The organism is Hyphomonas sp. CY54-11-8 (assembly GCF_000682735.1).
Lineage (GTDB): Bacteria > Pseudomonadota > Alphaproteobacteria > Caulobacterales > Hyphomonadaceae > Hyphomonas.
In genome coordinates this window covers 1-26,419 of sequence record NZ_AWFD01000005.1, presented here as the reverse complement: position 1 = coordinate 26,419, position 26,419 = coordinate 1, and the positions used below count along the sequence as shown (strand labels likewise).

General features: G+C 61.5%; 24 protein-coding genes and 2 tRNA genes. 14 read left to right on the top strand and 12 right to left on the bottom strand.

The features are described from left to right. The first annotated feature begins 114 nt into the window (after nt 1–114). The 4 genes from HY17_RS05900 to HY17_RS05885 all read left to right on the top strand — a co-directional run bounded on the left by HY17_RS05900 (nt 115) and on the right by HY17_RS05885 (nt 4,626). Complete coding sequence (locus tag HY17_RS05900) at nt 115–1,653, top strand: NAD(P)/FAD-dependent oxidoreductase (RefSeq protein WP_034764199.1); 1,539 nt, start codon at nt 115–117, stop codon at nt 1,651–1,653. Between the two features lie 217 nt (nt 1,654–1,870). Further along, nucleotides 1,871–2,500 carry a TetR/AcrR family transcriptional regulator gene (locus HY17_RS05895; protein WP_175354475.1) on the top strand — a complete coding sequence of 210 codons (630 nt, stop codon included), beginning with the start codon at nt 1,871–1,873 and terminating at the stop codon, nt 2,498–2,500. A 170-nt stretch (nt 2,501–2,670) separates the two neighbouring features. Continuing rightward, a complete protein-coding gene (locus HY17_RS05890) occupies nt 2,671–3,330 on the top strand; it encodes a TetR/AcrR family transcriptional regulator (RefSeq protein ID WP_034764192.1) in 660 nt (219 codons plus the stop codon). A 69-nt stretch (nt 3,331–3,399) separates the two neighbouring features. Further along, the gene (locus HY17_RS05885; protein ID WP_034764189.1) at nt 3,400–4,626 is read left to right on the top strand and encodes a hypothetical protein; all 1,227 of its coding nucleotides are present in this window, start codon (nt 3,400–3,402) and stop codon (nt 4,624–4,626) included. On the opposite strand, the gene HY17_RS05880 is transcribed toward HY17_RS05885, so the two are convergent. From HY17_RS05880 to HY17_RS05870, 3 genes are all read right to left on the bottom strand, one after another. After that, nucleotides 4,610–5,758: an acyl-CoA dehydrogenase family protein gene (locus tag HY17_RS05880; RefSeq protein ID WP_081813003.1), complete on the bottom strand. Its 1,149-nt coding sequence runs from the start codon at nt 5,756–5,758 to the stop codon at nt 4,610–4,612. The genes HY17_RS05885 and HY17_RS05880 overlap by 17 nt on opposite strands. Before the next feature lie 141 nt (nt 5,759–5,899). After that, nucleotides 5,900–6,973 carry a GGDEF domain-containing protein gene (locus HY17_RS05875; RefSeq protein WP_034764186.1) on the bottom strand — a complete coding sequence of 358 codons (1,074 nt, stop codon included), beginning with the start codon at nt 6,971–6,973 and terminating at the stop codon, nt 5,900–5,902. Nucleotides 6,974–7,191: 218 nt separating this feature from the next. Further along, nucleotides 7,192–7,446 carry a YraN family protein gene (locus tag HY17_RS05870; protein ID WP_233348662.1) on the bottom strand — a complete coding sequence of 85 codons (255 nt, stop codon included), beginning with the start codon at nt 7,444–7,446 and terminating at the stop codon, nt 7,192–7,194. 214 nt (nt 7,447–7,660) lie between these two features. Between HY17_RS05870 and HY17_RS05865 the strand changes: the two genes are divergently transcribed. Further along, nucleotides 7,661–8,155: a GNAT family N-acetyltransferase gene (locus tag HY17_RS05865; RefSeq protein WP_034764183.1), complete on the top strand. Its 495-nt coding sequence runs from the start codon at nt 7,661–7,663 to the stop codon at nt 8,153–8,155. Between the two features lie 6 nt (nt 8,156–8,161). On the opposite strand, the gene rsmI is transcribed toward HY17_RS05865, so the two are convergent. Next, on the bottom strand, nt 8,162–9,097 hold the full coding sequence (gene rsmI / locus HY17_RS05860; RefSeq protein WP_197020234.1) for a 16S rRNA (cytidine(1402)-2'-O)-methyltransferase: 936 nt from the start codon (nt 9,095–9,097) through the stop codon (nt 8,162–8,164). Between rsmI and HY17_RS05855 the strand changes: the two genes are divergently transcribed. The 3 genes from HY17_RS05855 (at nt 9,091) to HY17_RS05845 (ending at nt 12,130) form a co-directional block, all read left to right on the top strand. Then, nucleotides 9,091–10,401, top strand: a complete 1,311-nt coding sequence (locus HY17_RS05855; protein ID WP_158531537.1) for a penicillin-binding protein activator — start codon at nt 9,091–9,093, stop codon at nt 10,399–10,401. The two genes, rsmI and HY17_RS05855, sit on opposite strands and share 7 nt — an antisense overlap. Nucleotides 10,402–10,537: 136 nt before the next feature. After that, nucleotides 10,538–11,695, top strand: coding sequence for a molecular chaperone DnaJ (dnaJ, locus tag HY17_RS05850; protein WP_034764180.1), 1,158 nt, complete (start codon nt 10,538–10,540; stop codon nt 11,693–11,695). A 72-nt stretch (nt 11,696–11,767) separates the two neighbouring features. Continuing rightward, entirely contained in the window at nt 11,768–12,130 is a 363-nt protein-coding gene (locus tag HY17_RS05845) for an STAS/SEC14 domain-containing protein (protein ID WP_051599744.1), read from the top strand. Here HY17_RS05845 and HY17_RS05840 read toward each other — a convergent pair. The 4 genes from HY17_RS05840 to HY17_RS05825 form a co-directional block, all read right to left on the bottom strand. Beyond that, nucleotides 12,127–13,023: a S9 family peptidase gene (locus HY17_RS05840; protein WP_081813002.1), complete on the bottom strand. Its 897-nt coding sequence runs from the start codon at nt 13,021–13,023 to the stop codon at nt 12,127–12,129. The genes HY17_RS05845 and HY17_RS05840 overlap by 4 nt on opposite strands. Nucleotides 13,024–13,419: 396 nt before the next feature. Further along, nucleotides 13,420–14,106 (bottom strand): Fe2+-dependent dioxygenase, encoded by a 687-nt coding sequence (locus HY17_RS05835; protein WP_034764178.1) that lies wholly within the window; start codon nt 14,104–14,106, stop codon nt 13,420–13,422. Nucleotides 14,107–14,168: 62 nt separating this feature from the next. Beyond that, nucleotides 14,169–16,388: a TonB-dependent siderophore receptor gene (locus HY17_RS05830; RefSeq protein WP_081813001.1), complete on the bottom strand. Its 2,220-nt coding sequence runs from the start codon at nt 16,386–16,388 to the stop codon at nt 14,169–14,171. A 191-nt stretch (nt 16,389–16,579) separates the two neighbouring features. Next, nucleotides 16,580–17,830, bottom strand: coding sequence for an acetyl-CoA C-acetyltransferase (locus HY17_RS05825; protein ID WP_034764175.1), 1,251 nt, complete (start codon nt 17,828–17,830; stop codon nt 16,580–16,582). A 143-nt stretch (nt 17,831–17,973) separates the two neighbouring features. On the opposite strand from HY17_RS05825, the gene HY17_RS05820 reads away from it, so the two are divergent. Beyond that, complete coding sequence (locus tag HY17_RS05820; RefSeq protein WP_158531504.1) at nt 17,974–18,963, top strand: aspartyl protease family protein; 990 nt, start codon at nt 17,974–17,976, stop codon at nt 18,961–18,963. Nucleotides 18,964–18,971: 8 nt separating this feature from the next. On the opposite strand, the gene HY17_RS05815 is transcribed toward HY17_RS05820, so the two are convergent. From HY17_RS05815 to HY17_RS05805, 3 genes are all read right to left on the bottom strand, one after another. After that, nucleotides 18,972–21,806 (bottom strand): phosphoenolpyruvate carboxylase, encoded by a 2,835-nt coding sequence (locus HY17_RS05815; RefSeq protein WP_034764158.1) that lies wholly within the window; start codon nt 21,804–21,806, stop codon nt 18,972–18,974. A 107-nt stretch (nt 21,807–21,913) separates the two neighbouring features. Continuing rightward, complete coding sequence (locus tag HY17_RS05810) at nt 21,914–22,798, bottom strand: hypothetical protein (RefSeq protein WP_034764155.1); 885 nt, start codon at nt 22,796–22,798, stop codon at nt 21,914–21,916. 50 nt (nt 22,799–22,848) lie between these two features. Continuing rightward, nucleotides 22,849–23,685, bottom strand: coding sequence for an RNA methyltransferase (locus tag HY17_RS05805; protein WP_034764152.1), 837 nt, complete (start codon nt 23,683–23,685; stop codon nt 22,849–22,851). 108 nt (nt 23,686–23,793) lie between these two features. On the opposite strand from HY17_RS05805, the gene HY17_RS05800 reads away from it, so the two are divergent. Both HY17_RS05800 and HY17_RS05795 read left to right on the top strand, forming a co-directional pair. Next, nucleotides 23,794–23,877: transfer RNA gene (locus HY17_RS05800), tRNA-Tyr, on the top strand. Between the two features lie 25 nt (nt 23,878–23,902). Beyond that, nucleotides 23,903–23,976 (top strand) — tRNA-Gly (locus tag HY17_RS05795). Nucleotides 23,977–24,169: 193 nt separating this feature from the next. Here HY17_RS05795 and HY17_RS19870 read toward each other — a convergent pair. Next, nucleotides 24,170–24,343, bottom strand: coding sequence for a DUF1328 domain-containing protein (locus tag HY17_RS19870; protein WP_034764149.1), 174 nt, complete (start codon nt 24,341–24,343; stop codon nt 24,170–24,172). Nucleotides 24,344–24,488: 145 nt separating this feature from the next. Here HY17_RS19870 and HY17_RS05785 point away from each other — a divergent pair, with 145 nt between their 5' ends. The 3 genes from HY17_RS05785 to HY17_RS05775 all read left to right on the top strand — a co-directional run. Beyond that, nucleotides 24,489–24,650 (top strand): entericidin A/B family lipoprotein, encoded by a 162-nt coding sequence (locus HY17_RS05785; RefSeq protein ID WP_081813015.1) that lies wholly within the window; start codon nt 24,489–24,491, stop codon nt 24,648–24,650. 408 nt (nt 24,651–25,058) lie between these two features. Continuing rightward, nucleotides 25,059–25,925, top strand: coding sequence for a diacylglycerol kinase family protein (locus HY17_RS19245; protein ID WP_051599742.1), 867 nt, complete (start codon nt 25,059–25,061; stop codon nt 25,923–25,925). A gap of 5 nt (nt 25,926–25,930) precedes the next feature. Next, nucleotides 25,931–26,419 (top strand): metallophosphoesterase (locus HY17_RS05775; protein ID WP_233348673.1); only part of this gene is annotated, 489 nt, incomplete at its 3' end.

Here is a 26,419-nt window from a genome sequence, read left to right as displayed (position 1 = left end):
CGACGTCATACGGGGTGTCCCGTAGTGCGGGGGCGATTTTTCTGGTTTCAATGAAACGTGTAGAAATGCGCCTTCGGGTGGTCCGTTGGTGCGGGATCAGGTGGACGGAGAGCCATGACAGGGACGGAAACGAAAGCAAAGCCCGCTGAGGGCAAGGTGGAACATTTCGATGTGCTGATTGCGGGGGCCGGCATTTCCGGTGTCGGCGCGGCGTATCACATGAAAACGCAATGCCCCGGCAAGAGCTATGCCGTGCTGGAAAAGCTCGAAAGCTTTGGCGGCACCTGGCTGTGGCACAAATATCCGGGCATCCGCTCCGATTCCGACCTCTATACCTTCGGCTACCGCTTCAAGCCGTGGACCGGGACGCCGATCGCGACGGCGGAAGAGATCCGCACTTATATGGGCGAAGTGATTGAGGAGAATGACCTCGGCAAGCACATCCGCTACGGCCACCAGATCCTGTCGGCCGAATGGTCCTCGAAGGACAGCTTGTGGACCTTGAAAGTGCGCCGGATCGAAACGGATGAAGTGCTGACCTTTACCTGCAACTTCCTTTGGATGTGCCAGGGTTATTACAACTACACCAAGCCCTACACGCCGGACTGGCCGGACATGGACAAGTTCAAGGGCCAGATCATCCACCCGCAGCTGTGGCCGGATGACATCGACCTCAAGGGCAAGAAAGTTGTCTGCATCGGCTCCGGCGCAACGACGGCAACTGTTGTGCCCGCAATTGCAGGCGAAGTGGAGCACGTCACCGTGCTGCAGCGCTCGCCGACATATTTCATCCCGGGCCGGAATGAAAACGAGATGGTCACCGAACTTGAAAAGATCGGCATCGACTGGGATACGATCCACCGGGTCGCCCGCCAGAAAGTCCTGTTCGACCAGCACGATTTTACCCGCCGCTGCCTGGAAGAGACCGACGTGGTCACCCAGGAACTTCTGGAAGGCGTAAAGGCGTTCCTTGGCGAAGACTATCCAATCGACAAGCACTTCACGCCGAGCTACCGCCCGTGGCGCCAGCGTATCGCCTTCGTGCCGGATGGGGACCTGTTCCAGGGCATCGCTTCCGGCAAGGCCGATGTCGTGACCGACGAGATCGAGCGCTTCACCGAGAAGGGCATCCTGACCAAGGGCGGGCAGGAGCTGGAAGCCGACATCATCATCACGGCGACGGGCTTCAATCTCTCAGTCCTCGGCGATATTCCGTTTACGGTGGATAACAAGCCGGTCGACTTCTCCGAGACGGTCACCTATCGCGGCATGATGTTCACCGGCGTGCCCAACATGGCCTGGGTGTTCGGATACTTCCGCGCGTCCTGGACGCTTCGTGTTGACCTGATGGGAGACTTCATCACCCGCCTCTTGAAGCACATGGACGAGAAGGGCGTCACGCAGGTTCGTGTGAAGCTGCGCGAGGAAGACAAGGACATGGAGATCCTGCCCTGGATCGACCCGGAAGACTTCAACCCCGGCTATCTCATGCGCTCCATGCACCTCCTGCCGAAGCGCGGCTCCAAATATATCTGGCAGCACACGCAGGACTACTGGAACGAGAAAGAAGAAATCCCGAACATCGACCTCGATGCAGAGGAATTCGACTATTCCGGACAGAAGGCCAAGACGCCAGAAACCGCCGACGCCTGATTAGCGGCGTGCAAACAAAGAGCCTCTCCTGCAACCCACAGGAGGGGCTTTTTTTATGGGCGAAACGTCATTCCGGATCGAGGACTGTTACGGCTGTTGCAGATCAGGTGCGCGCCGGGTCTTGCGCCACTTTCATAAATGACTAACGGTTACTTACAGGCTTTTCAATTCTTGAGATTCAATCTAAAGGGGTGAGATGAATATCAGAGAAGATTTCATGCGCCCCCGGTCCGACCGGGAGAACGCCGCCCGCCGGGTCGCGATCCTGGACGTCGCCGAAGCGCTGGTATTGGAAACCCACAATCAGAGGTTCTCCATCAATAATGTGGCCAGCCGCCTCGGTGTGTCACAAAGCACGATCTTCCTGCATTTCCGGAACCGGGAAGAATTATTGACCACGCTGTATACACGCGTCGGCAAAAACTTCTTCGAGACCTTCCTCAGCCGGGTCCATGAAGGCATGTCGGACAAGGCGTTCTGCGAAGCCTTCATCGACACTGCTGTGGAGTTTCCGGGCTTCCGCCTGATGCGCCCGATGATCATGCGTGTCGTGGAAGAAAGCCTCAACCAGGATTACATCCACGATGCCGTAAAGGAGATATATCTCTACCGGACGGCGGCGGCGGACAAGGTCGAGGAATTGCTGAAGTTGGAGCCGGGGCAGGGCCGCCGCCTGGTGAAGAGCTTCGTCAATCTGATGTGTGGCGCTGTCCAGGCCGACATCGGCAAGCTGCTGGCGACGGAGAAACTGGATGAAGATGTGACCGATGGCGTTCGGTCATTCGATTTTCGCGATGCGTTTCTTAGCGGCGCAGAGCTCCTGATGATCGGTATCCGGCATTCGTGATCTGTAAGTAATGCAGTTGGTTGCGGATGTGACGTTGCTGTCACCGATTCCGCCTATAAAGTGCCCCCAGAGAATGAGTCGTCTGCTCTGGGTGGAATGCATGCGATTCGAGGCAGGCGTTCGCGTTTCGCGGGCCTTCATTCCATCCGGGCAATTGGTAGAGGTGCCTGATGGCAATCCGCGAAGATTTCCAGCGCGCGCGTACGGACCGGGAAAAGGAAACCCGCCGTGTAGAGATTCTCGATGCGGCTGAGGCGCTGCTCCTCCAATCGGGGAATGAAAGGTTCGCGGTTTCAGCGATTGCCGCCAATGTCGGCGTGTCAAAGAGCACGGTCTTTCTCTATTTCGGCAACAAGGAGGAAATGCTCCTCGCCATTTATGAGCGGGCTTTCATCCGGGCATTTACGCAGCTGGGTGAAACGCTGACGCCCGGCATGTCGGGCAGGGCCTTTTGCGAAGCGTTTATCGACAGCATGATCAACTTCCCCGCGATGCTCATGCTGCGGGCACAGCTCGCCCGGACGATCGAGCGGAATGTTGCCCTGGAGTCGATGGTCTCCACCAAGCAGCGTATTTTCTCCACCGGCCAGGCTGTTGCTGAGAAAATGGACCGGGATATGGATCTGGAAAGCGGTAGCGGCATGCGCATGCTGATGGCGCTGGTGAACCTGACGGCGGGCGCCGTGCAGGCAGACTCCTTGCCCTATGTCGACGCGAACGCCTTGCCGGAAGACATCGCCGATCTCCTGCATACGGTTTCGATCCGAAACATTTTCATGAGCGGGGCAGAGCTCATCTTCTGCGGCGCGACAGGCCGTCCATTTGATTGAAGCTATCCCTCTGGAGTTGTGGGCAGAACGCCTTTAACTTGCGACTTGGGGGTGAACCGGAGGGATCTCATGTGGCGAAAAGTAAAGGCTGGTGCGCTTGGATTTGTCATGGCGGTGATCATTGCCGCCCCGACGAGCGCGGAAGGTCAGCCCGACCTGGATTGCGACGGCGGTCTGGTCGCGTCATTGCTCCAGGCGGTCGAGGATGTCCGCTATAGGCGCTCTCGTCTCGAAGACGTTTTGCCAGCGTTCGACGGTGCGGCGACCCGGTGCCCCGAAAACCCCTATGCGCTGCACTATGCGGTGGTTGCCCACCTCACCAGGGCCCAAGACCTCAATGCTGCGAAGGCTGGCGCCGACGCGATCATGCCGGAGATCGAGAAAGCGTTCAGCTACAGCCAGGCCTTCTGGGCGCTGCCGGATCGCAACCGTAAATACACGGTGGCGAAGGGCGATTTCCCGGTAGAGATGGGTTTGTCCTATTCGGAACAGAGCGATCTGCGCACAAACCTGATCTCGTCCCTGCTGGATATGCATGTGCGCGCCGGGAAGACCCACCCCTATCTGTCCGCTGAGGAAGGTCCAGAAACCTGTGGAGATGTTCAGTATCAGGACGTGTCAGCTGCCGGTAGCTGGTTCACCCGGAACGGACGGTTCGGACATGTCGCCGTGCCGTTTGCGGAACGCATGGCCAGCGCCTGCGAGATGACCGAACAGTTGAGCAGTACGCCAAACCTCGCTCGCAAATCGCTCGCCAACTCACAACTGAGCTGGGCGCGCGACATTGTCGAGGAAGATCCGGACACGGCCCGCGAGCTGGTCGATAAAGTGAAGGCCTACCGGGATGCCATTCTGAAGTCGGGGGAATCCACCAATTACAGCTGGCGTGACTTCAATGCCAGAACGCTGGCAATTGTCGAAGACGCCCTGCCGCAGCCGGTCGTCGTTCCGACTGACACTCTGGACCCGCTTGTGTCAGCCGGGCCAGTCCCCGCAGAAGACTGGTTCAGCGCAACAGCGGACGATGCGCAGGTGATGGAATCCATGGGCCGCACCATGGACGCCTATGCCGCTGCGCGTGGAAGTTCAGGATTTTATTCCGTCCTCGGAAAAATGTTTGGTGCCACGGTACATGTGTCGGACAGGAAGGCAGCCTGCAATCTCATCTATCGCACCGCCGCCGCCTATCAGCAGGGTAGTTGGCGGTCTGCAGAGACAGCGGATATGGAGGTACCCATCTCTACGATTGCGTGGCTGGAAAACTGGGAACCGGCACCCGCTACGGACAGCCAATAGCCTTGGCGAGAATGTTCCGGTGCACTTCGCTGGTGCCGGAATAGATCGTCGCGGCGCGGGTGGCCAGGTATTTGGCCTGTGCGAAATCGCTGTCCGGGGCTGCTTCGAGCGCGGCTTCCGTGATCGCCTGGTGCAGTTCTGTCGCCAGTAGTTTCAGCTGCGAGGAAGCCGGTCCGCCCACCAGTGTGCCGACCCCGTTGAACGTCCGCTCATCCAGCGCTTCGAGCGTGTCGATCCGCATCTCCAGTTCGGCAAAGTGCATCTGGAGCGAGGCGGAAAGGGCGCCGCCCGTCGCAGCGTTCCGCCGCGCGGCGCGCATCGCCCGGCGCAGCAGGCCGGTCGTCGTATTGTTGCCGCGTGCGATGGACATCAACTGCTTGGCCGTTTTCCAGCCTTCGCCGATCTCGCCGATGCGGTCCGCCATAGGCGTGCGTACGCTGTTGAAGAACACTTCGTTCGTTTCGTACTCACCATCAATGAACTTGATCGGGCGAACTTCAATACCCGGACGGTCCATCTCCACCAGCAGGAAGACGACGCCTTTGCCGCCATGTTCGCCCGGATCGCAGCGGGCCAGCAGGAACATGTGTGTCGCGTACTGTGCAAAGCTCGTCCAGATCTTGCTGCCGGTCAGGATGAAATCGTCGCCGTCGCGCGCCGCTTTCATTGACAGGGCCGACAGGTCAGATCCTGCCTGCGGCTCGGAGAAGCCCTGGCACCATTCATGCTCGCCGTTCAGGATGGCCGGCAGGTAGCGGGCTTTCTGTTCCGGCGTGCCAGCTTCGATGATCAGGGGACCAATCGTCCGCACCCCGGAATTCATCAGGATTGGCGCATCGCGGGCCGCGCACGCATTTTCGAAATAGATGCGCTGTTCCGCACTCCACCCTGCGCCGCCATGTTCCACCGGCCAGGTCGGCGCGTACCAGCCGCGGGTGTTCAGTTTTTCACGCCAGATCCGGCACGATTCCGCATCCGATTTCATCCCCGTCGTCCGCCGTCCAGCTTCGCGCAGGTCTTCGGTCAGTTCGCGGTCCAGAAATTCGTCTACTCCGGCGCAGAATTCGTCCCACTCACGCCCATCCTCACGAGTATGAGCCGACAATTCTCCCGAGTAAAAGCTGCCATCCATGATGCACTCCCTCCACCGGAGTAGACACACCATTACCGCGCAGCACGGCAGAATCAGCAATCAGGGAAACTACGTGGGTGACGGAGGGGGAAGGCTGGCGGAATCCGGTAGATTCCGCTGGTGAGACCTGAAGCAGGGGCGTTAGAAGCCCTTTGCTTTCACGCGGTCACGTCCGGCATTCTTGGCCTCGTAGAGGAAGTGATCGGCCTGTTCGATCATGTCGCGCGGCGTCATGCCGGGTTCGAAGCGCACAAGGCCGAAGGAGGCGGTCACGTCCTTGATCGTCTTCAGTGTGCCGTCGATCGGCGTTTCAGAGCTCTTGAAGTTGTACTTGATCTTCACGAGCAGGTTGTAGGCCGAGAACAGGTCCGTTTCCGGAAGGATGATCGCGAACTCCTCACCGCCATAGCGGGCGACCATGTCCTGTCCTTTGATGTTCTGCGTCACGACAGCAGCGAACTGCTGCAGCACGGCATCGCCGACCTGGTGACCATAGGTGTCGTTGACCGCCTTGAAATGGTCGATATCGGCGAGGGCAAAGCACAGCTTTTCCCCGGTTTCGGCAGCGGCGCGGACTTCGCGCTCAAGCCGCTCGTCAAAGGCGCGGCGGTTCGCGATCGCGGTCAGCGGGTCGCGCATACACTGGGTCTGGACTTCCTCCAGCTCCTGGTTGAGTGTTGCGATCTGCTTTTGCGACTCCATCAGGCCCTGGTTCAGCTCACGCGTGGTTTGGGCCATGCGCTGATTGTCTTCCATCAGGTTGGATAGCAACGAGGCCAGATTGTCGGCAGACACGGCCTTGGGCAGGGCGCTGTTGGCCTTGTCCAGCGAGGCGCCGAATTCGTCGCTGTTCTGAACACCCTGCTGGATTATCTTCATGACTTCATCGATTTCCTTTTCGATGGCCATGCCAATCGTATGACGCGCGGAAACGGCGGCAGGTTCCTCGGTCAGCAATTCCCGGAAAATTGAGTTGATGTCAAAGGGCGTCAGAGTGCCATGTTCGGCAACTGCGCTGTCCACCCGTTCGATCACGCGCGGGTCAACGGCCTCCACATAGGCATACCAGACGGCATAGGTCTTGGGATCCGGCGGGGTGCGGTGCTTCTGGATCAGGTCGAACGCGCGCTGTGCGTTCCGGAATACCTGCTTCAGATCAGAGGCTGGCGCAGATTTTAGCACAGCCTCTTTTTGCATCGCAATAGCAGCATCCATGACTGATGGCCTCCCTTAAAACTCAACTCTCCAACCGGGTCGGTAATTAGAGGATTTGGTTTGATCGAGGGTTAACAGGAGGTGGCCGCAAAGCCTTAATTTCTGGAGGAATTCTATTGTCAGTGGTCTGAAACAACCCGGGTTGATCTCATCCGCCTACCTATGAGTTTCTTTGAGTTGTTAACGTGACTGCAGTCCCGGTTAATCTCCGGCTCGCATCATGCCATGCCCGGCCGCGATGCATCCTGTAGATGTTGCGGCAGTTTCCGGGGCGCGAGCTCGATCAGGTCATGATGCCAGCCGTAATCTGAATGGGCCGGGTGACGGGCCAGCCAGCAATCTGCCGCCCGCGCGATACGCTGCCAGACGGATGGTGTGACGGCACCTGCGGCAATTTGAACATCTGCCCGGAATTTCACTTCAATGAAGGCGACGAGGTTGCCGCGTTTGGCAATCAGGTCGATCTCTCCCATGGGCGCGCAACCGCCGCTCAGGTATGCGGTAGCCTTTGGCCTGCAGTTAAAGCGCCGCCAGCCGCTCGCCCTAGCGCTTCTCCGCGGCCTGCCGCCTGGCTTCCGCCAGCGGCTGCTCGCTCCCTTCGCCCGGTGCCTATCGGAAGCTCTGGTTGTCGTCTGTCAACCAGATGTTACGATCCCGGCAGGTGCACCTCTGTGGGAGGAGGCGGACATGAGCATCGATATTGTCTATATGCGGAAGGACCTGATCCGTCCCTGGCGCGCGGCGGTGGAGGAGGTTGCCGCCGAGAAGCGGTATCTCGGCCGCGTCACGCTTCCGCCTTTCGATCCGGAACGCGCCTTCCCGAACCATATGATCGACAATGACCTGCCGATGTATTGTGCACTGGATGAGGGACGGCTGGTCGGCTGGATCGATATTGTCCCTGTCGAGATTCCCGAGTGCCGCCATCGGGGTATTCTGGGCATGGGCCTTCTCACCTCGCATCGCGGGGCGGGTACGGGCAGCCGGCTGATATCGGCAGCGCTCGCCCATGCGCCGCGCTGCGGGATTTCAAAGGTCGAGCTGGTCGTGTTCGACAGCAATCAGCGCGCGGCGGACCTGTTCCGGAAGTTCGGTTTCAGCCAGATCGGAATTTCCCGCGATTACAGGCGTGTAGATGAGGTTACCTATAATGGCATACTGATGGAGCGTTTCCTCAGTTGAGCCGGATCAGCCATTGGCCTTGATCTGAAGGGCGCGCTGGTAGACGTCCCGCTTCGGCAAGCCGAGGGCGTCGGCCACGGCATTGGCGGCGGCCTTGGTCGGCTGATCGGCGAGGGCTTCGCGGAGTGCTGCGTCGAGATGTTCCGGCGTGACCGCCTCTTCCAGGGGCGGGCCGGTCAGCACGACGATCTCGCCTTTCGGGCCGCCGGCTTCGGCATAGTGCGCGGCGAGGTCAGCCAGCGTGCCGCGCCGGGTTTCCTCGAACAGCTTCGTCAGTTCGCGCGTGACGGCGCCCGCCCGGCCGGGGCCCAGCACGGCGGCCATGTCCGCCAGCGTATCGGCGAGGCGCGGCCCACTCTCATAGAAGATCAGCGTGGCCGGTACGGCCTTCAGGCTTTCGAGGCTTTGCTTTCGCGCGCCTTGTTTTGGCGGCAGAAATCCCGCGAAGCAGAACCGGTCGCTCGGCAGGCCGCTGGCCACCAGGCCCGCCAGCATGGCCGAAGCGCCCGGCACCGGGAACACGCGGTGGCCGGCTTCCAGCGCTTCATGCGCCAGCTTCCAGCCGGGATCGGATACCAGCGGCGTGCCCGCATCCGAGACGAGCGCGATCCGTGCGCCTTCGCTCAGCTTGCGCAGGAGTTCGGGTCTCCGTTCCGCCCCATTGTGGTCATGATAGGGGCTGAGGCGAGCCTTAACCCCATAGGCGGACAGGAGTTTCCCCGCCACGCGTGTGTCCTCGGCCAGCACTTCATCGGCTGCGGCCAGCACGTCCAGCGCGCGGAGCGTAATGTCCCGCAGGTTGCCGATCGGCGTGGAGACAACATACAGACCCGGGGACAATGCCTGCGACGGTTGCCCGTCCGGCCCGGCCCCCCTAGAGTCGCGCCAGCCGGGAATCGTCTGTGCGCCGGATGCTTCAGGAGATGTTTCAGGAGATGACATTGCTGCAACCATTGCTCAGGACGATCAAAGCGCCAAGCTTTCTTCTCATCGGTTTCCTGTTCGCCACCGCCTGTGCCAGCGCGCCAGCCCGTCCGCCAGTCCAGATCGGCACGGGAAGCCCGCGGGTAGAGCCGGTGACCGGCCCGACGGAAGGGCCGGAAGAGGGCGTCGACGTCACGGATCTGGGCGAGCCGGAAGACCTGACCCAGGTCGTCGGCGATGGCGGCCTGACGCCAGCCTTCATGGAAGGGCGCGAGATCAAGCGCGCCGCCGTGCTGCTGCCGTTCTCCCATCCGAATGCCCAGGTCCGCAATGAAGCGGAAAGCATGCTGGCCGGGATCGAGCTGGCCCTGTTCCAGTATGCCGGTGACAATTTCCTGATCATCCCGAAGGACACGGCCGGCAAGACCTCCATCACCGAAGCGCGCATCGACGAGGCCATTCAGGAGAAGGCCAATGTCGTGCTGGGCCCGCTGTTCGGCGCCAATGTGAAGGCCATCCGCGAGCGCGCGCAGGACAAGAAGATCCCCGTCATTGCCTTCTCGACCGACCGCTCAGCCGCAGGCGGCGGCTCATATCTGGCCTCCGTCTCGCCGGAAGAGGAAGTGCGCCGCATGGTCGAATACGCGGCCGGGCAGGGCATTTTCAGCTATGTCTTCCTCGGGCCGCAGACCGCCTATGGCCGCCAGATCGAGAACGCCCTTCGCACCGAGGCCTTCAATAATGGCGGTGTGGTGCTGACCTCCGCCTTCTACATGCCGGAGACCGGCGCCACCGAAGCGGCCCGGTCCGTTTCCGAAATCCTCAAATCCGAGATCGAGGTCCGCCCGAGAAACAAGATTGCCGTGATGATCCCGGAGCGCGGCGTGCAGCTGCTCTCCATCGCGCCGCTGCTGCCTTACAATGGCGTCGACATGACTCATGTCACCCTGATGGGCACGAGCCTCTGGAGCGATGAATCCATCTGGCGGGAGCCGACGCTGGACGGCGCCGTCTATCCCACGCCCGATCCGGAAAACCTCACCACATTCCGCGAAGCCTATCGCCGCATCTATGGCAAGGCACCGACAGACCTCGCCGCCGTTGCCTATGACGCGGCCGCCGTCGCCGTGCGCCTCGCGGCGGAAGACAACCTCAAATACAATGGCGTGACAGATCCCGACGGCTTCTTCGGCGTTAACGGCCTGTTCCGCTTCCGCCTCGACGGCACCAGCCAGCGCGGCCTCGCCGTGATGCAGATCCGCCCTACCGGCGCAGAGCTGATCGAGAAGGGCGCGAGCCAGTTTGGCCCGGGGCCGAGCTGATCCAGTCAATCCGTCAGGCAATTTGACGGGGAACCCCACGTAAACTGCCTGCATCCCTCCCTTGCACGTGTGTAATCCGCGCCCCACATGACGCGACAGGGCAAAGGACTAGAGAGAAACGGCGAGCCATTCATCCATGAGCAAGCGCGATTATTACGAGGTTCTTGGCGTCTCACGCGATGTCGATGAGAAGGCGCTGAAATCCGCCTACCGCAAGCTGGCCATGAAATACCACCCGGACCAGAATCCGGGCGATCACGAAGCCGAAGAGAAGTTCAAGGAAGTCGGCGAGGCCTATGCGATCCTCTCCGATTCGCAGAAGCGCGCGGCCTATGACCAGTTCGGCCATGGCGCCTTCGAAAACGGCATGGGCGGTGGCGGCAATCCGTTCGGCGCGGGCGTCCACCCCGAAGACATTTTCCAGGACCTATTCAGCCAGGTCTTCGGCGCAGGCGGGTTCGGCGGCGGCCGTCGCCGTGCAGGCCCTCAGCGCGGGGCCGACCTGCGCTACGATCTCGAGATCACGCTTGCCGAGGCCTTCTCCGGCAAGGACGAAACCATTCACGTGCCCCAGGCCGTCGACTGCAAGACCTGCGAAGGGTCGGGCGCCGCGCCGGGCACCGAGCCTGAAACCTGCGACACGTGCGGCGGCGCAGGCCGCGTGCGCGCCCAGCAGGGCTTCTTCACGATGGAACGCACCTGCCCGCGCTGCAGCGGCAAGGGCAAGACCATCAAGAAGCCGTGCAAGGATTGCGGCGGCGCCGGCCAGGTGCGCGAAGAGCGCACGCTGAACGTGAAGATCCCCGCCGGCGTCGAAAGCGGCATGCGTATCCGTCTCGCCGGCGAAGGCGAAGCCGGGGCCAATGGCGGCGGCAAGGGCGACCTCTACATCTTCGTCGATGTCGTCGAGCATGACATTTTCGAACGCGACGGGCCGAACCTCTACTGCCGCGCGCCGGTGCCGATGGTGACGGCGGCCCTTGGCGGCGAGATCGAGATCCCGACCATCGATGGTGGCCGCGCCCGCGTCGTCGTGCCGGAAGGCGCCCAGACCGGCCGCAAGCTGCGCCTGCGCGGCAAGGGCATGCCGTCTGTGCGCCAGTCCGGTCATACCGGCGACCTGTTCGTCGAAATGTTTGTCGAAACGCCGCGCAACCTGACGCCCCGCCAGAAAGACATCCTGCGCGAATTCTGCGACTGCTCCGGCGCCGACTGCCACCCCGAAAGCGAGGGCTTCCTTGGCCGCATCAAGCGCTTCTGGAACGGCGACCACGAAGAAGACCGCCCGAACTAGGCTTTCTCGAACCAGGCCGACATGGCCGCAAGTTCATTTGCCTGACGGGCAGGGTGGGCCCATCTGAAGGCCATGTTCAAGCGCATCCCTTCCGCCCCGCCCGGGATTGTTGCCTTCGATGCCGAGGGCAAGATCACCGACTCTGATTACAAGACGATCCTTGTTCCTGCCGTCGACGCCGCCATCCAGGAACACGGCAAAGCGCGCATCCTGATCCGCTTCGGTCCGGAATTCGAAACCTACACCGCCCATGCCATGCTGGACGATGCGGTCTTCGGCACGGCGCACTACACCGCGTTCAAGCGTATCGCGATGGTCACCGACATTGGCTGGCTCGCCAATTCCATGCGCTTCTTTGCGCCGCTCATTCCGGGCAAGATGCGGGTGTACCCGCTCGCTTCCCTGGATGAAGCCATGGCCTGGACGGCGGCCTAGCGGCAGGCCTCCGCCCAGTTGATCACGGTAGAGATCAATTCACCCCGCGACCATGAGAACGAGTGGTCGCCGGAGAGCATCACGCCGGTCGTGTCGATGGCCGGGTCTGCCTCATAAGCGGCAATGAGCGGGCGGATCACCAGCTCTTCCGAAACGGAACCATCCTTGTCGCCGCCAACGATGAGGATGCGCTTGCCTTCCAGCTTTGGCGCCAGGCCCTGCAGGCTGAACGCGTCCTTGTTCGCCTCCACCTCGGCGATGATCTTTTCGCCGGTCAGGCCGTGCAGCATCTGCAAACTGTCGCTGTAGGCCATGAAGCCGGCCTTGGCCTCCGGGTTCGTCTCGAACACTTTTGCTGACACGCCGATGTCTGCCGGGGCGATGCCCGCGGCACAGGCAATGGCCTCGTCACGCGCGGCGGCCTGAAGCGAGGCAAAGCCCCCCATGGAGTGCCCCACAAGCACGATATGATCCGGATTGGTCCGGTACTGGTCCGCATGGGTGCGCAGCCAGTCCGTTGCCACGCCGACATCCTCGATCACATGGGTGAGGGTGTAGTCGCCTTCGCTGCCCCAGGCGCCGCGATAGTGGAAGAAGAGCACATTCCATCCCGCCGCGCGCATGTCCTGCGCAAGATCCAGATTCTTTTCATTGCCCGGAAAGCCGTGCAGCAGCACCGCCGCCGGGTGCGGCCCCGGCCCGTCCGCCACATAGACCAGGCCGTTCAGGCGGTCGCCATGGCTGTCGAAGGAGACCTCTTCGATCGCAGGCGGGAAGGCTTCATCATAGGCAGGCGCGGCGGCTGTTTCAGCCGGCGCCTCAACGGGCGCGGTCGTGCAGGCGGCAAGCAGGGCGGCGCCTGTCAGCGCGGCGAAAAGCGATGCGTGTTTCATGAAGCTCCTCCAATGGGCGGACCTTAAGGGGGAACGAGGGGCGGGGAAAGAGCAGGCGCTATCCCCCTTGCCTCTGCCCCGTCCCGGTTGGGAAAGTGGCGCGGAAATGCGGGCTCAATCCCACAGGGTCGCGCGCGGGCCATCCTCCCGCGCATGCATCCTGATCTCCAACCTTTCTTCAACCATGTCTGGCCGGTGTTCTGGCCATGGCTGGCGTGGAACCTGCTGCGTGTTGCCCGCTGGCACATGCGCACCGGGCGGGACGCACTGATGGCGGTCGACTGTTTTGGTAACATCGAACCGACTTTTGTGGCCGATGCCCCGCCGCCCTATGATCTCTATACATATGAAGCACCGCGTGTTGCGGCCTGTCCGGCCGCTGGTGCTGGCGGAAACCTAAGCGCCCTCGGCCCAGCGGCGAATGAGGTTGTGATAGATGCCTGTCAGGCGGATGACTTCCGGGTCCTTGTGGCCCTTCTCCGCCACCAATGCCTGGATCGACTGGTCGAGATCGAACAGCAGGGTCCGCTCACCATCGTCGCGCACCATGCTCTGCAGCCAGAAGAAGGAGGAAATCCGCGCGCCGCGCGTGATCTCGCTGACGGAGTGCAGGCTGGAGGCCGGATAGAGGACGAGGTCTCCGGCTTCCAGCTTCACTTCCTGCGCCCCGAACAGCGTCTCGATCACCAGTTCGCCGCCGTCATAATCTTCCGGCTCGGTCAGGAACAGGGTGCAGGACAAGTCGGTCCGGATCCGCTCCGGCGAGTTCTTGACCGAACGGATCGCATTGTCGACATGGGCGCCGAAACTGTCGCCGACGACATAGCGGTTGAACAGGGGCGGAAACACTTTCTGCGGCAGCGCCGCCGCCAGGAAGACCGGATTGTTGCCAATGGCGACGCTCACCATGGCTTGCGCCTTGCGGGCCGCCTCGCTGTCTTCCGGCAGCTGCGTATTGCGCTTGGCTTCGGCGGACTGGACGCCCGCCGTGACGCGGCCATCCACCCACTCGGCAGCATCGATCAGCTGGCGGATGTCTTTCACCTGCGCCTTGGTCAGGACTTGGGGGATACAGATCAGCATGGGCGGACTCTACAAAAAGAATGAAAGGCGGCCCCCGAAAGGGCCGCCCCTCTTTCGGATGATCAGAAGTCGATGTCCAGTGTCACAAAGGCCGAGCGGCCCGGCGCAACATAGGAGAACGGCGTGCCGGAGCGGTAGAGCGCGTCATAGTAGAGCTCGTCCGTGGCGTTCAGAATATTGAAGGTCACCTCCATATTGTCGGTCAGCTGGTAGCCGCCGAAGACATCGAAGCGCCAATAGTCCGGCACGAAGGTCGAGCCCGCCGCGACGGTGCCGCCATATTTCTCGCTATTGTAGCCAGCCGTGCCGCCAAGGTGCAGGCGGTCGGTGAACTGGTAGCGGGAGGTCAGCGTGAAGCTCTCTTCCGAGACGTTCGGGAACATCTCGCCGATCTGCGAGGCGATGGTGCTGTCGGTCACTTCGGTCTCGAAAATTGTGAGACCGCCGAACAGGCTCCACTTCTCGGTGATGTTGCCGGCCACGCCGAACTCCACGCCGGTTACTTCCTGGTCCTGAGACCCGGCCGTCGTGGCGCCCCGGCCATTGGAAATCGGAACCCCGTCGCGGGTGATCTGGAACACAGCCGCGGTCAGGTCGAGGTGACCGCCGAGATTGTACTTCGCGCCAAGCTCGAAGGAATTGTTCTCGACCGGATCCATCGCCGCGACCAGCGCATCGCAACCGCCATAGTCGAGGGCGAAAGCGTCAAGCTGTTCGCAGGGCGGGTTCGAAGCGGAGGAGTAGCTTGCATAGATCGAGGCATTCTCGACAGGCTTGTAGACAAGACCGGCATGCCAGTTGATGAAGTCGCTGTCGGCGCTGCGATCTGGTGTCGGTGTGCCGTCCCGATTGGTCAGGCCGGTCACATCAGCAGAGTAGGTATCTGCCCGCACGCCGATAAAGGCTTCCCATTGCGGGCTGAAGGTCAGCGTGTCGAGCGCGTAGAGCGCGGCCGTTTCGGTCTCGATCGTCGGCCGGCCGGTGACTTCGGTATCGCTGCCCCACGGAATGGAATTGTCCGGATTGTCCAGGTTCAGGAGCGGATTGGAAGCCGCGCCGGTACAGGGCAGTTCGGCGCATTCCGTGAAGGCGCGCTGGCGGTTCAGCGTTTCCTCGCGCGACAGCTCGATGCCGGTGACCAGCGTGTGGCCGATCGTGCCGGTGTCGAAGCGGAAGGTGAAGCGGCTCTGGTTCGTCCAGTAGTCCGTGATCGCATCCCGGCGCTTGGCATTGGCGCTCACCGTCCGGGCGACGGGGTCCGGACGTTCCGGGGCCGAGGCTGTGTAGGCGTTCTTGCTCTGGCCATAACGGAGAGTGGAGGCAAACTCGACCTTGTCTGAGATCACCCAGTTTGTGTTGGCTGTGTAGACGTCTGCGAAGGTTTCGCCGAAGTCGCGGGAGAGGACGCCGTAGAAATTGTCCCGGTCCACGGCGAACGGACGGTTGTTTTCCGTGTCGTAGGGATGGCCCCAGTCTGGCAGGTAGTCGGTAGACAGATGGTAGTAATCGAAACCGAAAGTCAGCGCATCGGTCGGCGTCCACTCTGCGGCGGCGGCGAGGCCCCAACGGTCGTTGAACACTTCATCGCGCCCGGCGACTTCGGAATCGTGCGTCATGGCATTCAGGCGGACGGTCAGCGTGTCGGTGACTTCATGGTTCACGTCCAGGGTGGCCCGGCGGGTTGCGTCGGAGCCGAGCGTGAACTCGACATCACCCCAGTCGCCCTGGCCCGGCTTCTTGGAGACGAGACTGACAGCGCCGCCGGTCGTGCCGCGGCCGCCGAAAGCAGACGACGGGCCTTTCAGCACTTCGATCTGCTGGACCGCAAAGGTCTCGCGGGAGCCGACGCCGGGGTCGCGGACGCCATCGACATAGACATCATTGCGGGCATCGAAGCCACGGATGAAGATCCGGTCGCCGAACGCGTTGCCGCCCTCGCCGGTACCGAGCGTGATGCCCGGCTGGGACCGGAAGAGGTCACGGAAGGATTTGGCGCCGAGGTCGTGCAGCGTCTCGTCGGTGATGACCGTGATGGTCTTCGGCGTGTCGAGCAGGTCTTCCGTGAAGAGGCCGCTGGCCGAGCGGATCGCTCGATAGGGCGCATTCGGGTCGCCATAGGGGTTGGTGTCTGCCGTCACGTCGGTGACGGTGATCGTCTCGTTACGCAGTTCCGGCTCGTCGGACTCGTCTGCGAAAGCGGGGGCGGCGGCGGCGACGGCAACCGCCGCATACATACCAACCTGTGTGCGGAGGCTCCGCGGCTTGCGAATGGCTCTATTCATTTCGTTCTCCCTGAGGACCGCTTATGCAGTCGGTGGAGACGGCCTAATGAAAGTGAGAATGAATCGCAAGTAATATTGCAAATAATTCTCATACGCATTCGCATTTGTGGTTTTTGCGCAACCAGAACGGAAAACGCCCGGTCCGTTACCAGGACCGGGCGCTTGTCTGTGTGCCTGCTTCAGGCAGGCGATCAGGCGTCGAGACGCTCGATGATGATCGCAGGCGCCATGCCGCCAGCGGCGCACATGGTGACCAGACCATAACGGCCGCCGGAGCGCTCAAGCTCGTCCAGCGCGGTGCCGATCAGGATCGAACCGGTTGCGCCGATCGGGTGGCCGAGGGCCATGGCGCCGCCATTGATGTTGACTTTGTTGCGGTCGAGATCGAGGTCGCGGATGAACTTCTCGGCGACGACCGAGAAAGCTTCGTTGATTTCGTAGACATCGATGTCGCCGGTGGTCAGGCCAGCCTTGGCCAGGACTTTCTGTGCCGCAGGAACCGGAGCGTTCAGCATCAGTGTCGGGCAGTCGCCCATGTTCGCCGTGGCAACAACGCGGCCGCGCGGCTTCAGGCCATGCTTCTTCATATAGCCTTCGGACGTCATGAGTACAGCGCCGGAGCCGTCGACGACGCCGGAGGAGTTACCGGCATGATGCACGTGCTGGATCTTGCCTTTCAGTTGCGGATAGACTTTCTCGATCAGACCGCCATAGGTCATGCCCTTGTCGTCGACCGGCACGTCCCAGAACATGTTGAACACGGTCTTCAGGCCAGCGAGGCTTTCCATCGAGGTGCCTGGACGCGGGAACTCGTCCTTGTCGAGGGCGAGTGTGCCGTCGCGATTGTAAACCGGCACGACCGACTTGTTGAAACGGCCTTCCTTCAGGGCGCGGTCGGCGCGTTCCTGACTGACCACGGCCAGCTGGTCGACGGCTTCACGGGTGATGCCTTCGAGCGTGGCGATGGCGTCGGCGCAGCAGCCCTGCTGGGACTGCGGGTGCAGTTCGCGCAGGTGGAGGTTGCCGGCGTCCATCATCGGCGGGTTTTTCGGGTCTGCCGTGGCTGCCGTGTAGCTCATCATCTCGCAGCCGCCGGCCACAATGCAATCTTCCATGCCGGACATGATCTGCGCCGCAGCGAGGTTCACCGTGGTGATGCCGGAACCGCAGAAACGGTCGAGTGTCACGCCGGAGGCCTTGATGTCATAGCCGGCATCGAGGGCGGCCATGCGGCCCATGTCGGCACCTTGGGCGCCGCGCTGACTGGAGCAGCCCCAGATCACGTCGTCGACAGTGGCAGTGTCGAGCTTGTTGCGCTCGGCGATCTGGCCCAGCACGGTCGCGGCCAGGTGCTGTGGGTGCAGGTGGGCAAGCGAGCCCTTGCCGACTTTGCCGATACCGCGCGGTGTGCGGCAGGCGTCGATGATGAAGGCGTCAGCCATGATCAGTCTCCGGTTTCCTCAGTTTGTGTCACGCAGGTTTACGCGAACGTAAGGGGCAGCGGAAGTCGTGACGCCGGGGCAGAGTACCTAACGTCAATACAGTGTGATTTTGTTTATCCTATCGGATGTGGGATATTGAGCAAATGACGAGGGAGTCGAAACGCCGGACGACCAAAATGGCGTCCGGGTGGCACATCAAAGGTGCCTTCTTGAGTGTTCTGGCCCTGTTGGGCTTTTTCCCGGCGCTGGCCAGTGAGCGCCAGGTGATCCCGTTCGAGGTGAATGAATACGATCACATGGTCGTCCGTCTCGAGGTGAACGGGAATGACCGGGCGACCGGTATCATCGATACGGCCGCAACATTTCCCATGATCAACCGCCGCACGGCGCGCCTGGCTCAGCTTCCGGAACTGGATGACAATGTGCCCATGATCAGCGTGCTGGGGCTGACCGGGGAAGAAATCTATCCGGTTGTCGAACTGGATACGCTTCTCGTCGGGAACGTGGCAAAGAAGGATGTACAGGTAGCGCTGAACGTCGACCTGAATGTCACCGGGACGCAGAATGTGCTGCCGGCAAATGCCTTCGAAGGGGATGTTATCGACTTCGACTTCGAGAATTTGCGTGTCATGGTCTATGATGGACGCCCCGACCGGTCTGCCCGGCTGGTGCCAAGCTCAATGAAATACACTGACGAGAACGGCCTGATTTTCGTGGATGTCCGGATCAATGGCCGCAAAGGCCGCGCACTGGTCGATACCGGTTCCAGCGTGACCTTTATCAACAGTCGGTTTGCAGAACAGTCCCACACCAGAACCAATGAAGAGAAGACGAAGATCCTGCAGGGTGCCACAGGTGGCGACCAGTCCCTGCGGATCGCCTCTGTCCGGATGCTGGCCATCGGGGATTACCGGATGTCGGGTGTCGACATACTGGTGAGCGACCCGCCGCTGTTCAAATACCTCGGACTTGAGGAGGAGCCCGCGATGGTGCTGGGGCTGGACCTTCTTTCGTCTTTCAGACTGCAGATCGATCGCCGGCGCCAAAGGGTCGTCCTCAGCATGCCGGACAGTGGCCGTTATTCCAGCCGCGTCAATCTCAACGCCCGGGACACCCGCATTCCGGTATACTGATTACGGTCCTAGCCGAATGCGCCATAGGCGTGTGTGATGGCGAGGCTGATGCCATGCAGTGTGCGCCCGATCTCATCCAATGGATCGATGATGTCCTTATGGATCCGTTCGTAGCCATAGGAAGCGCTGCGCATCTGGCTGCCGGGTTCGGTCAGCGCCTGCAGGGGCGTGTCCTCGCTCCGGGCGCAGGGGAAGATTTCACCCAGCAGCTCCACGACCTCGGCAAAGCGCATTTCCGAGATCATGTTGACGACATCCCGGGCGCTGGCGTCATGGCGCTCTGAAAGGCGCGGCAGGCTGCCTGCGAGCGCGAAAGCCCGCATCATCAAGGCCTGGCGCACGGCATGGAGTACGTGCAGGGCGAGGCGATTCTCATGACGCTCTTCCGTCGACGGGGCATCCTCCAGCTGGGCGGTCAGGCGGTCGAACCGACGCAGGTCTACCGATAGCAGATTGGCGATCCGGTCGATTGAGACAGCGGTCTCATCTGCGCGTAGAGCATAATAGACTGCGCGATAGGCGGCAGCGCCGCTTTCGGTCTTCATCATGCGGGCATGGGCGATCCACACTCCGGGGTCGTAGACGCGGGCATAACCGCGGAGCGCAGGCAGACTGGTCAGGCCGCGGGCTTTTGCGGCGAGGAAAACGAGGTGCCGCATGCGGGGGCTGGTATCGATCAGGTTCACCAGCCGCTCGGTTTCGCGTTGCAGGGAGGAGCCGATCCCGGCGGCGGTATTCGCCGGAACACCCAGCTGCTGCAGGGTCGCATTATGGGAAATCGCGCGCAGCGAGCGTGGGCCGGAAGGGCCGGCCGCACGGCGCTTCGGACGTGACCCGGCCTTGACCGTCAGCCCACTGGAAAAGGCGCCGAGCAGGCGGCCATAATCCGGGTTCACGAACAGGCGCTCATGCCAGGCGCGCAGGGCGCGGTAGAAATCCCAGACGAGATCCGTGCGCGTATAGAACGGGTCTGTCTTCGAGGTCTCGTCCACAGGCTGGAAAGTGTGCACGCCCCAGGCCGCCATGGTTGCGTCTGCAAGGACCGGAGTAGCGAAATGGAGATAGCCATCCCCGCCCTGAAAGCTGACCTCGTGGCGCAGCTTCAGCCCGCGCATTTCTGCGCCGGCGCGGGTCCATGGTGTCAGCAGGTGATCGAAGCGTTGTTCGAATGTGCCGGGCCAGGCACCCCGCCCCATGGATTCGCCATGCGTGTTGAAGATCAGCAGGTCCACGCCGGCATTCCTGGCGGCCAGCGCCCGGGAGATGAGGTTGTGGATGCGCTCGATCGCCATGTCGGCGGCGACCTGCCCGATGAACCGTCCGGCATCGGAAAAGCCAAGCTGGATGGAGAGGTATCCACGCTGCTTCACATAGGCGAGGAATTCCGGCTCCTCCAGCAGGCGTTCGATAAAGCGCCCGCCCGTTTCAAGCGCTTCGGGGGTTTCGAACAGAGGTGAGATATCCAGCATCTCATCGACGCCATATTGGCGCGCGAGGTACAGGGCCCCCATCACCGTAGCCGGGTTCTCGCTCTCGGCGATCAGGAAGCGGATGACGGATCCGGCATCAATATGTTTCAGGATCTGGGCGCACATCATGAACTGACGCCGGGCGGTCGACTGTTCCATGAACAGATCGCCGAAATTCACTTTCACGGGTTTTGACTTGCGGGCCTTCTGAGCAAGCTCCGCCAGCGCGACCCGGCCGAGCTCCCGGTCTTCGGTCTCGAGGCCGAGATCGCGATTGATCACCGTACGAACCTGAGCGGCGTTGACGCGCAAGTGAATGCGCGCGGTTCCCAATTGCTGGGCTTCGACTTCGGCACGGAAGGCGATCAGTTCGGCGGCAAGATCGTCGCTGGCATTGCGCACGCCCTCATCGAGGCTATCCAAAACCTCCTCGGCGTCCAGAATGGTGTGCGGCGCGTGTTCAGTGATCGCGTTGGCTGCTGTGACAAGATTGTCTGCATTGGTCAGGTCCGCTGCAAATAGGGCGGCATGTTTGCGCGTCAGCGCCGCTGCCTGGCGCAAATGCCCGGCCAGCCCATCCAGCCACGCCGACTTCCCGGTTCTGGAGAGTATGTCCTGCGCGCGTGCCGCATAGCGCTCCAGCTGCATGGCTTTTTCGGTCAGGCGGAAGGTCAGGGACTGCGACCAGTGAATATCAGCCCGGCCGTCGAGGTCGTAGCCGACCCAGCACGCCAGGGTTGGCAAGGCAGGGCGAAGCGCCCGCCAGCGGTCGGGGAATCTCTTCCTCGCAATCTTGAGGATGGTCTCCGCCATCCTTCGTTGGGCGTGCGCGGCGTTTTCGAGGGCCGCCTGCACTTCCTCATGCTCTCCATGGAGGCTGATCGACTGGTTCCAGGCGCGGTTGTCGGTCTTGATCAGTTTGGCGAGACGGGTGCGGCTGGTTTTGGTAGGCTTGCTGACATGGGCGGCGAAGGCGGCGCGCAGCTCCGTCGACAGCGCAAAAGTCGGGTGGCCGGTAAAAACGAGCCCGCCACGTTCCTGCGCGATCGCGGCGGCGAAAGCTTCAAACCCCTCCTTCGCAATCTCCTCCAGGCGGGCGACCAGCGGCGCCCAGGCGGCAGTCTCATCTGCTCCGGCATGCTGGGCGCGGAAACGTTCGGCGCGCTCATTGATGAGTTCAAAGTGAACTTCATTAGCCAGTGCTGCGAGGTCGGTCTGGGTGATTTTCCCATCTTCGAGATCCCGGAACAGCGTCTGGGTCAGCGCGAAGACCGAATTGGTCATCGGGTCGATATCGATCCGCTGGGCCTGTTCCCGCAGAAATTCCTGCGCAGCATCAAGGGTCAAAGGCGGCGTGGCAGTCGTCTTGGTCATAGCCGCCAGTCAAACCGGCCTTTGAACGCAAAGTCAAAGCGGCCGCTATCTTGGCGAAACGGAAGCCTGAACCCGGTCAGGCAAACCGGGCAGGCTTGCCGGATATTCTAGCGGCGGCGGACGAACTTGATGGCGCCGAACAGGCCGGCGAGCACGGAGCCGACCCCGCCAAGGAACACCGCCAGTGGATTTGCCTGGTCTGCAAAGGCGATCGCGCGATTGAGGCCTGTCACCTTCACCGTCACCGTATTGTGGAATGTCCGCAGCGGCACGGCCGGACCGTCATCAATGGCATAGATGTCGAAAGTGAGTTCCTGATTGCCGGCGGTCAGTGGGGTGACCGACCAGCGCCAGGTGTTCTCGGTCAGCGGCGAGATGGTCTGTTGCTCAGGCGTCATTGCCTTGATAGCGAAGCCTGACCCTGACAGGCGCGCTTCCACGGTCTTGGACACCTGAGCGGTGCCCTCGGAAATATTGCCATGGCCCGGCAGGGCGTCGACCGCTGTGGAATCGCCGGTTGCATCAATGGCGAGCACCGCTTCAAAGGGGCGCTTGTACTCTGCGGTGGTGGGCGTCTCATGGGCGACCGGCACCGTCTTCAGGTTTTCGAGGAAAGCGTCGGACGGGGCGGGCGCCATGACATCCGGGGCCACTTCGATACTGGCCATGGCGCCGGCATCCGCTGCGCCGCTACCGGATACGCCTTCTGTGCCGAACATGGGCTCGTCCAGCGTCGGAGCCGGCAGTGACCGGGAAATAGACGGAACCGATGCCGTCTCGGCCAGAATTTCTTCGTCTGGGATCGGCGGCAGGGCTTCTGCTTCAGGCAGTGCTTCGACGGTCACATCATCCATCATGATCGGTTCCTCGGAGGGCATCGCCTCGACCGTCATTCCGGATTTCGGGGCATACACCTCCATCAGGCGCGAACCGCCATAACCCGCCACGAGCAGGCCAGCGAGAAGGACGAGGATGGAGAGGAATCTCAACATGGCGGTCACGTGCTCCGTACGGTGAATCCGGGGCAGACCCTAGCAGAGGTTCAGCCCCCGGGAAAACTGTTCCGAGCTGCTTCGTAGAACGCAATTGCGGCAGCATTGGACACGTTGAGGCTTTCCATGGCGGCGCTGATCGGGATGCGGGCAAGTTCGGCGCAGGCCTTGGCGACCCCGGGGCGGAGGCCCGGGCCTTCTGCGCCCAGTACGATGGCCAGTTTGCCTGCGCCTTTGACGGCCTGCGCGATGTCCGCCTCGCCCTCGCCGGCGAGGCCAACCGTGTGGTACCCCGCCTCGCCCAGCTGTTCGAGGGCACGGGAAATGTTCACGACCCGGGCCTCGGCCACGGTTTCGATGGCACCGACTGCACTCTTGGCGACGATTCCGGTGATCGGCGGGGCATTCCGGGTCTGAAGCACCAGGGCCCCGAAGCCGAAGGCAGCGGCCGAGCGGTAGATCGCGCCCAGATTGTGGGGGTCGGACACCTGGTCCAGCACGACGATCCGCTCAACGCCTTCATGGATCAGGTCTTCCAGCGCGACCGGATCCAGCGGCTCTGCACGCAGGGCGAGGCCCTGATGGACCGAACCGGGCGGCAGCCGCGGGTCGATGTCCTTGGCTGTCACAATTTGCGGCTTCGGCGCGTCGGCAGGCAGGCGGGCCGCGGCATTTTCGGTCGCGAGGAGCTCGATCAGCTTGCGTTCCGGGTTGGCCAGGGCGGCTTCGACGGCATGGACACCCCAGATCCAGACGCCAGAATCGCTGGTTGTGTGGCCCTTGTTGGGATGCCGGGGACCGGGTCGGTGACTTTGCGGCGGGGTGCCGTCCTGTGGGCGTCCCGGGCGGCCTTGTGCATTTCGCCGTCTTCCATGGTTGCGCGCCATTTGGTGTTTCCTTATAAGGCCGCTTCCGGTGTGGATCGGCGGTGCTGCGGCGCCTATGTGAAGCCCCGGTCGGACGGCGTCAACGCCGTGCAGCCCGTGAGGTCCCGTGGAGGGATGGGTGAGTGGTTAAAACCGCCAGACTGTAAATCTGGTCCGCAAGGTACGCTGGTTCGAATCCAGCTCCCTCCACCACCTCAGGCGGCTGCATGATTGCGACGCGGGTATAGCACAATGGTAGTGCAGCAGCCTTCCAAGCTGAGTATGTCGGTTCGATTCCGTCTACCCGCTCCATCCTTCATCTAATCCAGGGACTCGATCACTTCCTTTTCGTGGTGAAGTAGCGCATCTTGTTGGCCTCGATGCCCCATCCAGTTTTCGAGGTTCATGCCATCGTGGCGCAAACGGGTCGGAAAATCCCAATTGAGCCAAACAAAAAGGGGCGCCCTCAGGCACCCCTTGTCTTTTTGCTTTCTATGACCGCAGGTCAGGTCACGCTTCGCCCGTTCACCGCTCGCACCACGAAGGTCAGCACAAGAAGGGCGAGAAAGACGAAGAACAGGATCTGCGCGATACCGGCAGAAGCGCCAGCGATACCACCAAAGCCAAGAGCAGCAGCGACAATGGCGAGAATGAAAAATGCAATGGCCCAGCCAAGCATGATAGTCTCCTTTGTTGTTTCTCTTCGGCGTTGGTGCCGATGATCAGATAACGGATCCGACCAGGAAGTGTTCCGGGAAAAGATTCTGGAACCATGCCGCCTGCTGAACGTTTCTGGTGCATGGTTCGACAGAAAGGAAATATTCATGAACACCGCTAAGAATACACTGAAGTTTGCTGGTCTTGGACTGATCACGCTTATGGCTGCGGCCTGCAATACGGTTGCTGGCGCTGGTGAAGATATCCAGGCTGGCGGTGACGTGATTGAAGACTCGGCCGATAAGGTCAAAGAAGAGATGTCGAACTAAACTTTCGACATCGGGGAGGAGAGAGCGCGCCAGCCGGTGCGCTCTTTCTTTATGCAGAGTATAAAATGAATTCAGACCTTGCTGTAGGCAAGCAACAAGACAGTGCCTTTTCTTGTTTGGGTAACAGAATTCGCTTTTCCAGCTTTAAGGCACGTGAAGAGCGACAGGATGCCTGCCAGCATGAGAGACGCCAGGGCACCAAAAGCGCGCGGCCCGCGAATGCGGCCCAATGATAGTATTGTCGCCTTCCAGGTTGAGCGTACGGGAAGGTGGCAGATCGGGCTCAGGCGGGTGGTAGATGAATTAGCCATGGCTTGGAAACGCCCATAAGCCTCTCAGGTTCCGGTGTCGTGTCATGGAACATGCGTTTGGCTGGTGCGTTGGAACTCTGTTGAAGGAGATTCCGACATGAAACTCGCAGTGGTCATCAATCCCCTGTCCCGAACCGTGCCGAAAGGCGCGGCGGATGAGCTGGAAGCGGCGATCAAGGCGTCTGGCCATGATATCAAGCAATTGCATTGCGGATCCGACGAACTCGAGAATCATGTGCGCGCGGCTGCGGGCAGTGATGCGGATGCCGTGGTCGTCTGGGGCGGAGACGGCACATTGGCCTGTGCTCTGACGGCCTGCGGCATGTCCGGTCCTCCGGTGCTCGCGCTGCCTGGCGGGACAATGAACATGTTGCCGAAACGCCTGTACGGTGATGGCGCCTGGTATCAGATTCTTGATCACGTATTGTCGAAGCCAGATGTGGAAACAATCGCTGCAGGCAAGATTGAAAACAGACGATTCTATATCGCTACGCTGCTCGGCAGGCTGACGGGATTGGCAGAAACGCGAGAGGCTGTCCGCAAGGGAGAGCTTCGTGATGCTGCGCAGGCACTTGTCGAGGGAAACGTATTGGACATTGAGACCCGATTGCGCCTCGCCTGGAAGACAAGGGACGGCCAGTCTGGCTTGTCTGAACAAACAATCAGCGCGGTTGCCGCCGCCGTCGCGATTACCAGCGGTCCGTCCCCGGCATTTGAAGTTGCGGCAATTGATCCAGGCAGCACGATGGAGCTGTTTTCCACCGCGCTGGATGCCATGATTCATGGCTGGAAAGATGCCGGTCCGGTACAGCATGATGTGACCAACAGTGTCACGGTGCATGATCTTGGCGGCGCGGAGATCCCGGCAACACTGGACGGCGAACAAGTGAGTTTCACCTCGCCGGTCCATGTCGAATTAATCGGCCAGGCGGCCCGTGTGTTATGTGCGGAGACGAGCCATTGAGGCTTGTGCATCTCGCAGACATTCACTTCGGCGCCGCTGATCCCCGCATACTCGATGCCGCCGCCCGATATATCAAACAGATTGCGCCACACGCGGTCGTTGTGTCAGGCGACCTGACGCAAAGCGGGAAACGCCGGGAGTTCGACGCGGCCCGGCACTGGTTGCGGGGGCTCGGCCTGCCGTGTGCCTGTACGCCCGGCAATCACGACACGCCGATGTTCCAGTTGCATCACCGCGTGCTCAACCCCTTCGGGCGGTATGAGAAGTATCTATCCGAGTTTTCCTTCCCATTGCGTATGGGAAATATCCGAATCGATGGCTTGAATACGGCCCGCGGCTGGCAGGCGCGACGAAACTGGGCTGAAGGGTCCGTGGATCTTGAAGACCTGGACGGCATTCTGCAGCGGGATGCTGCCGAAGACATCCGCCTGCTCAGCTGCCACCATCCATTTATCCCGCCGACCGACACCCCGTTGCAAACAGCCACCCGGCGA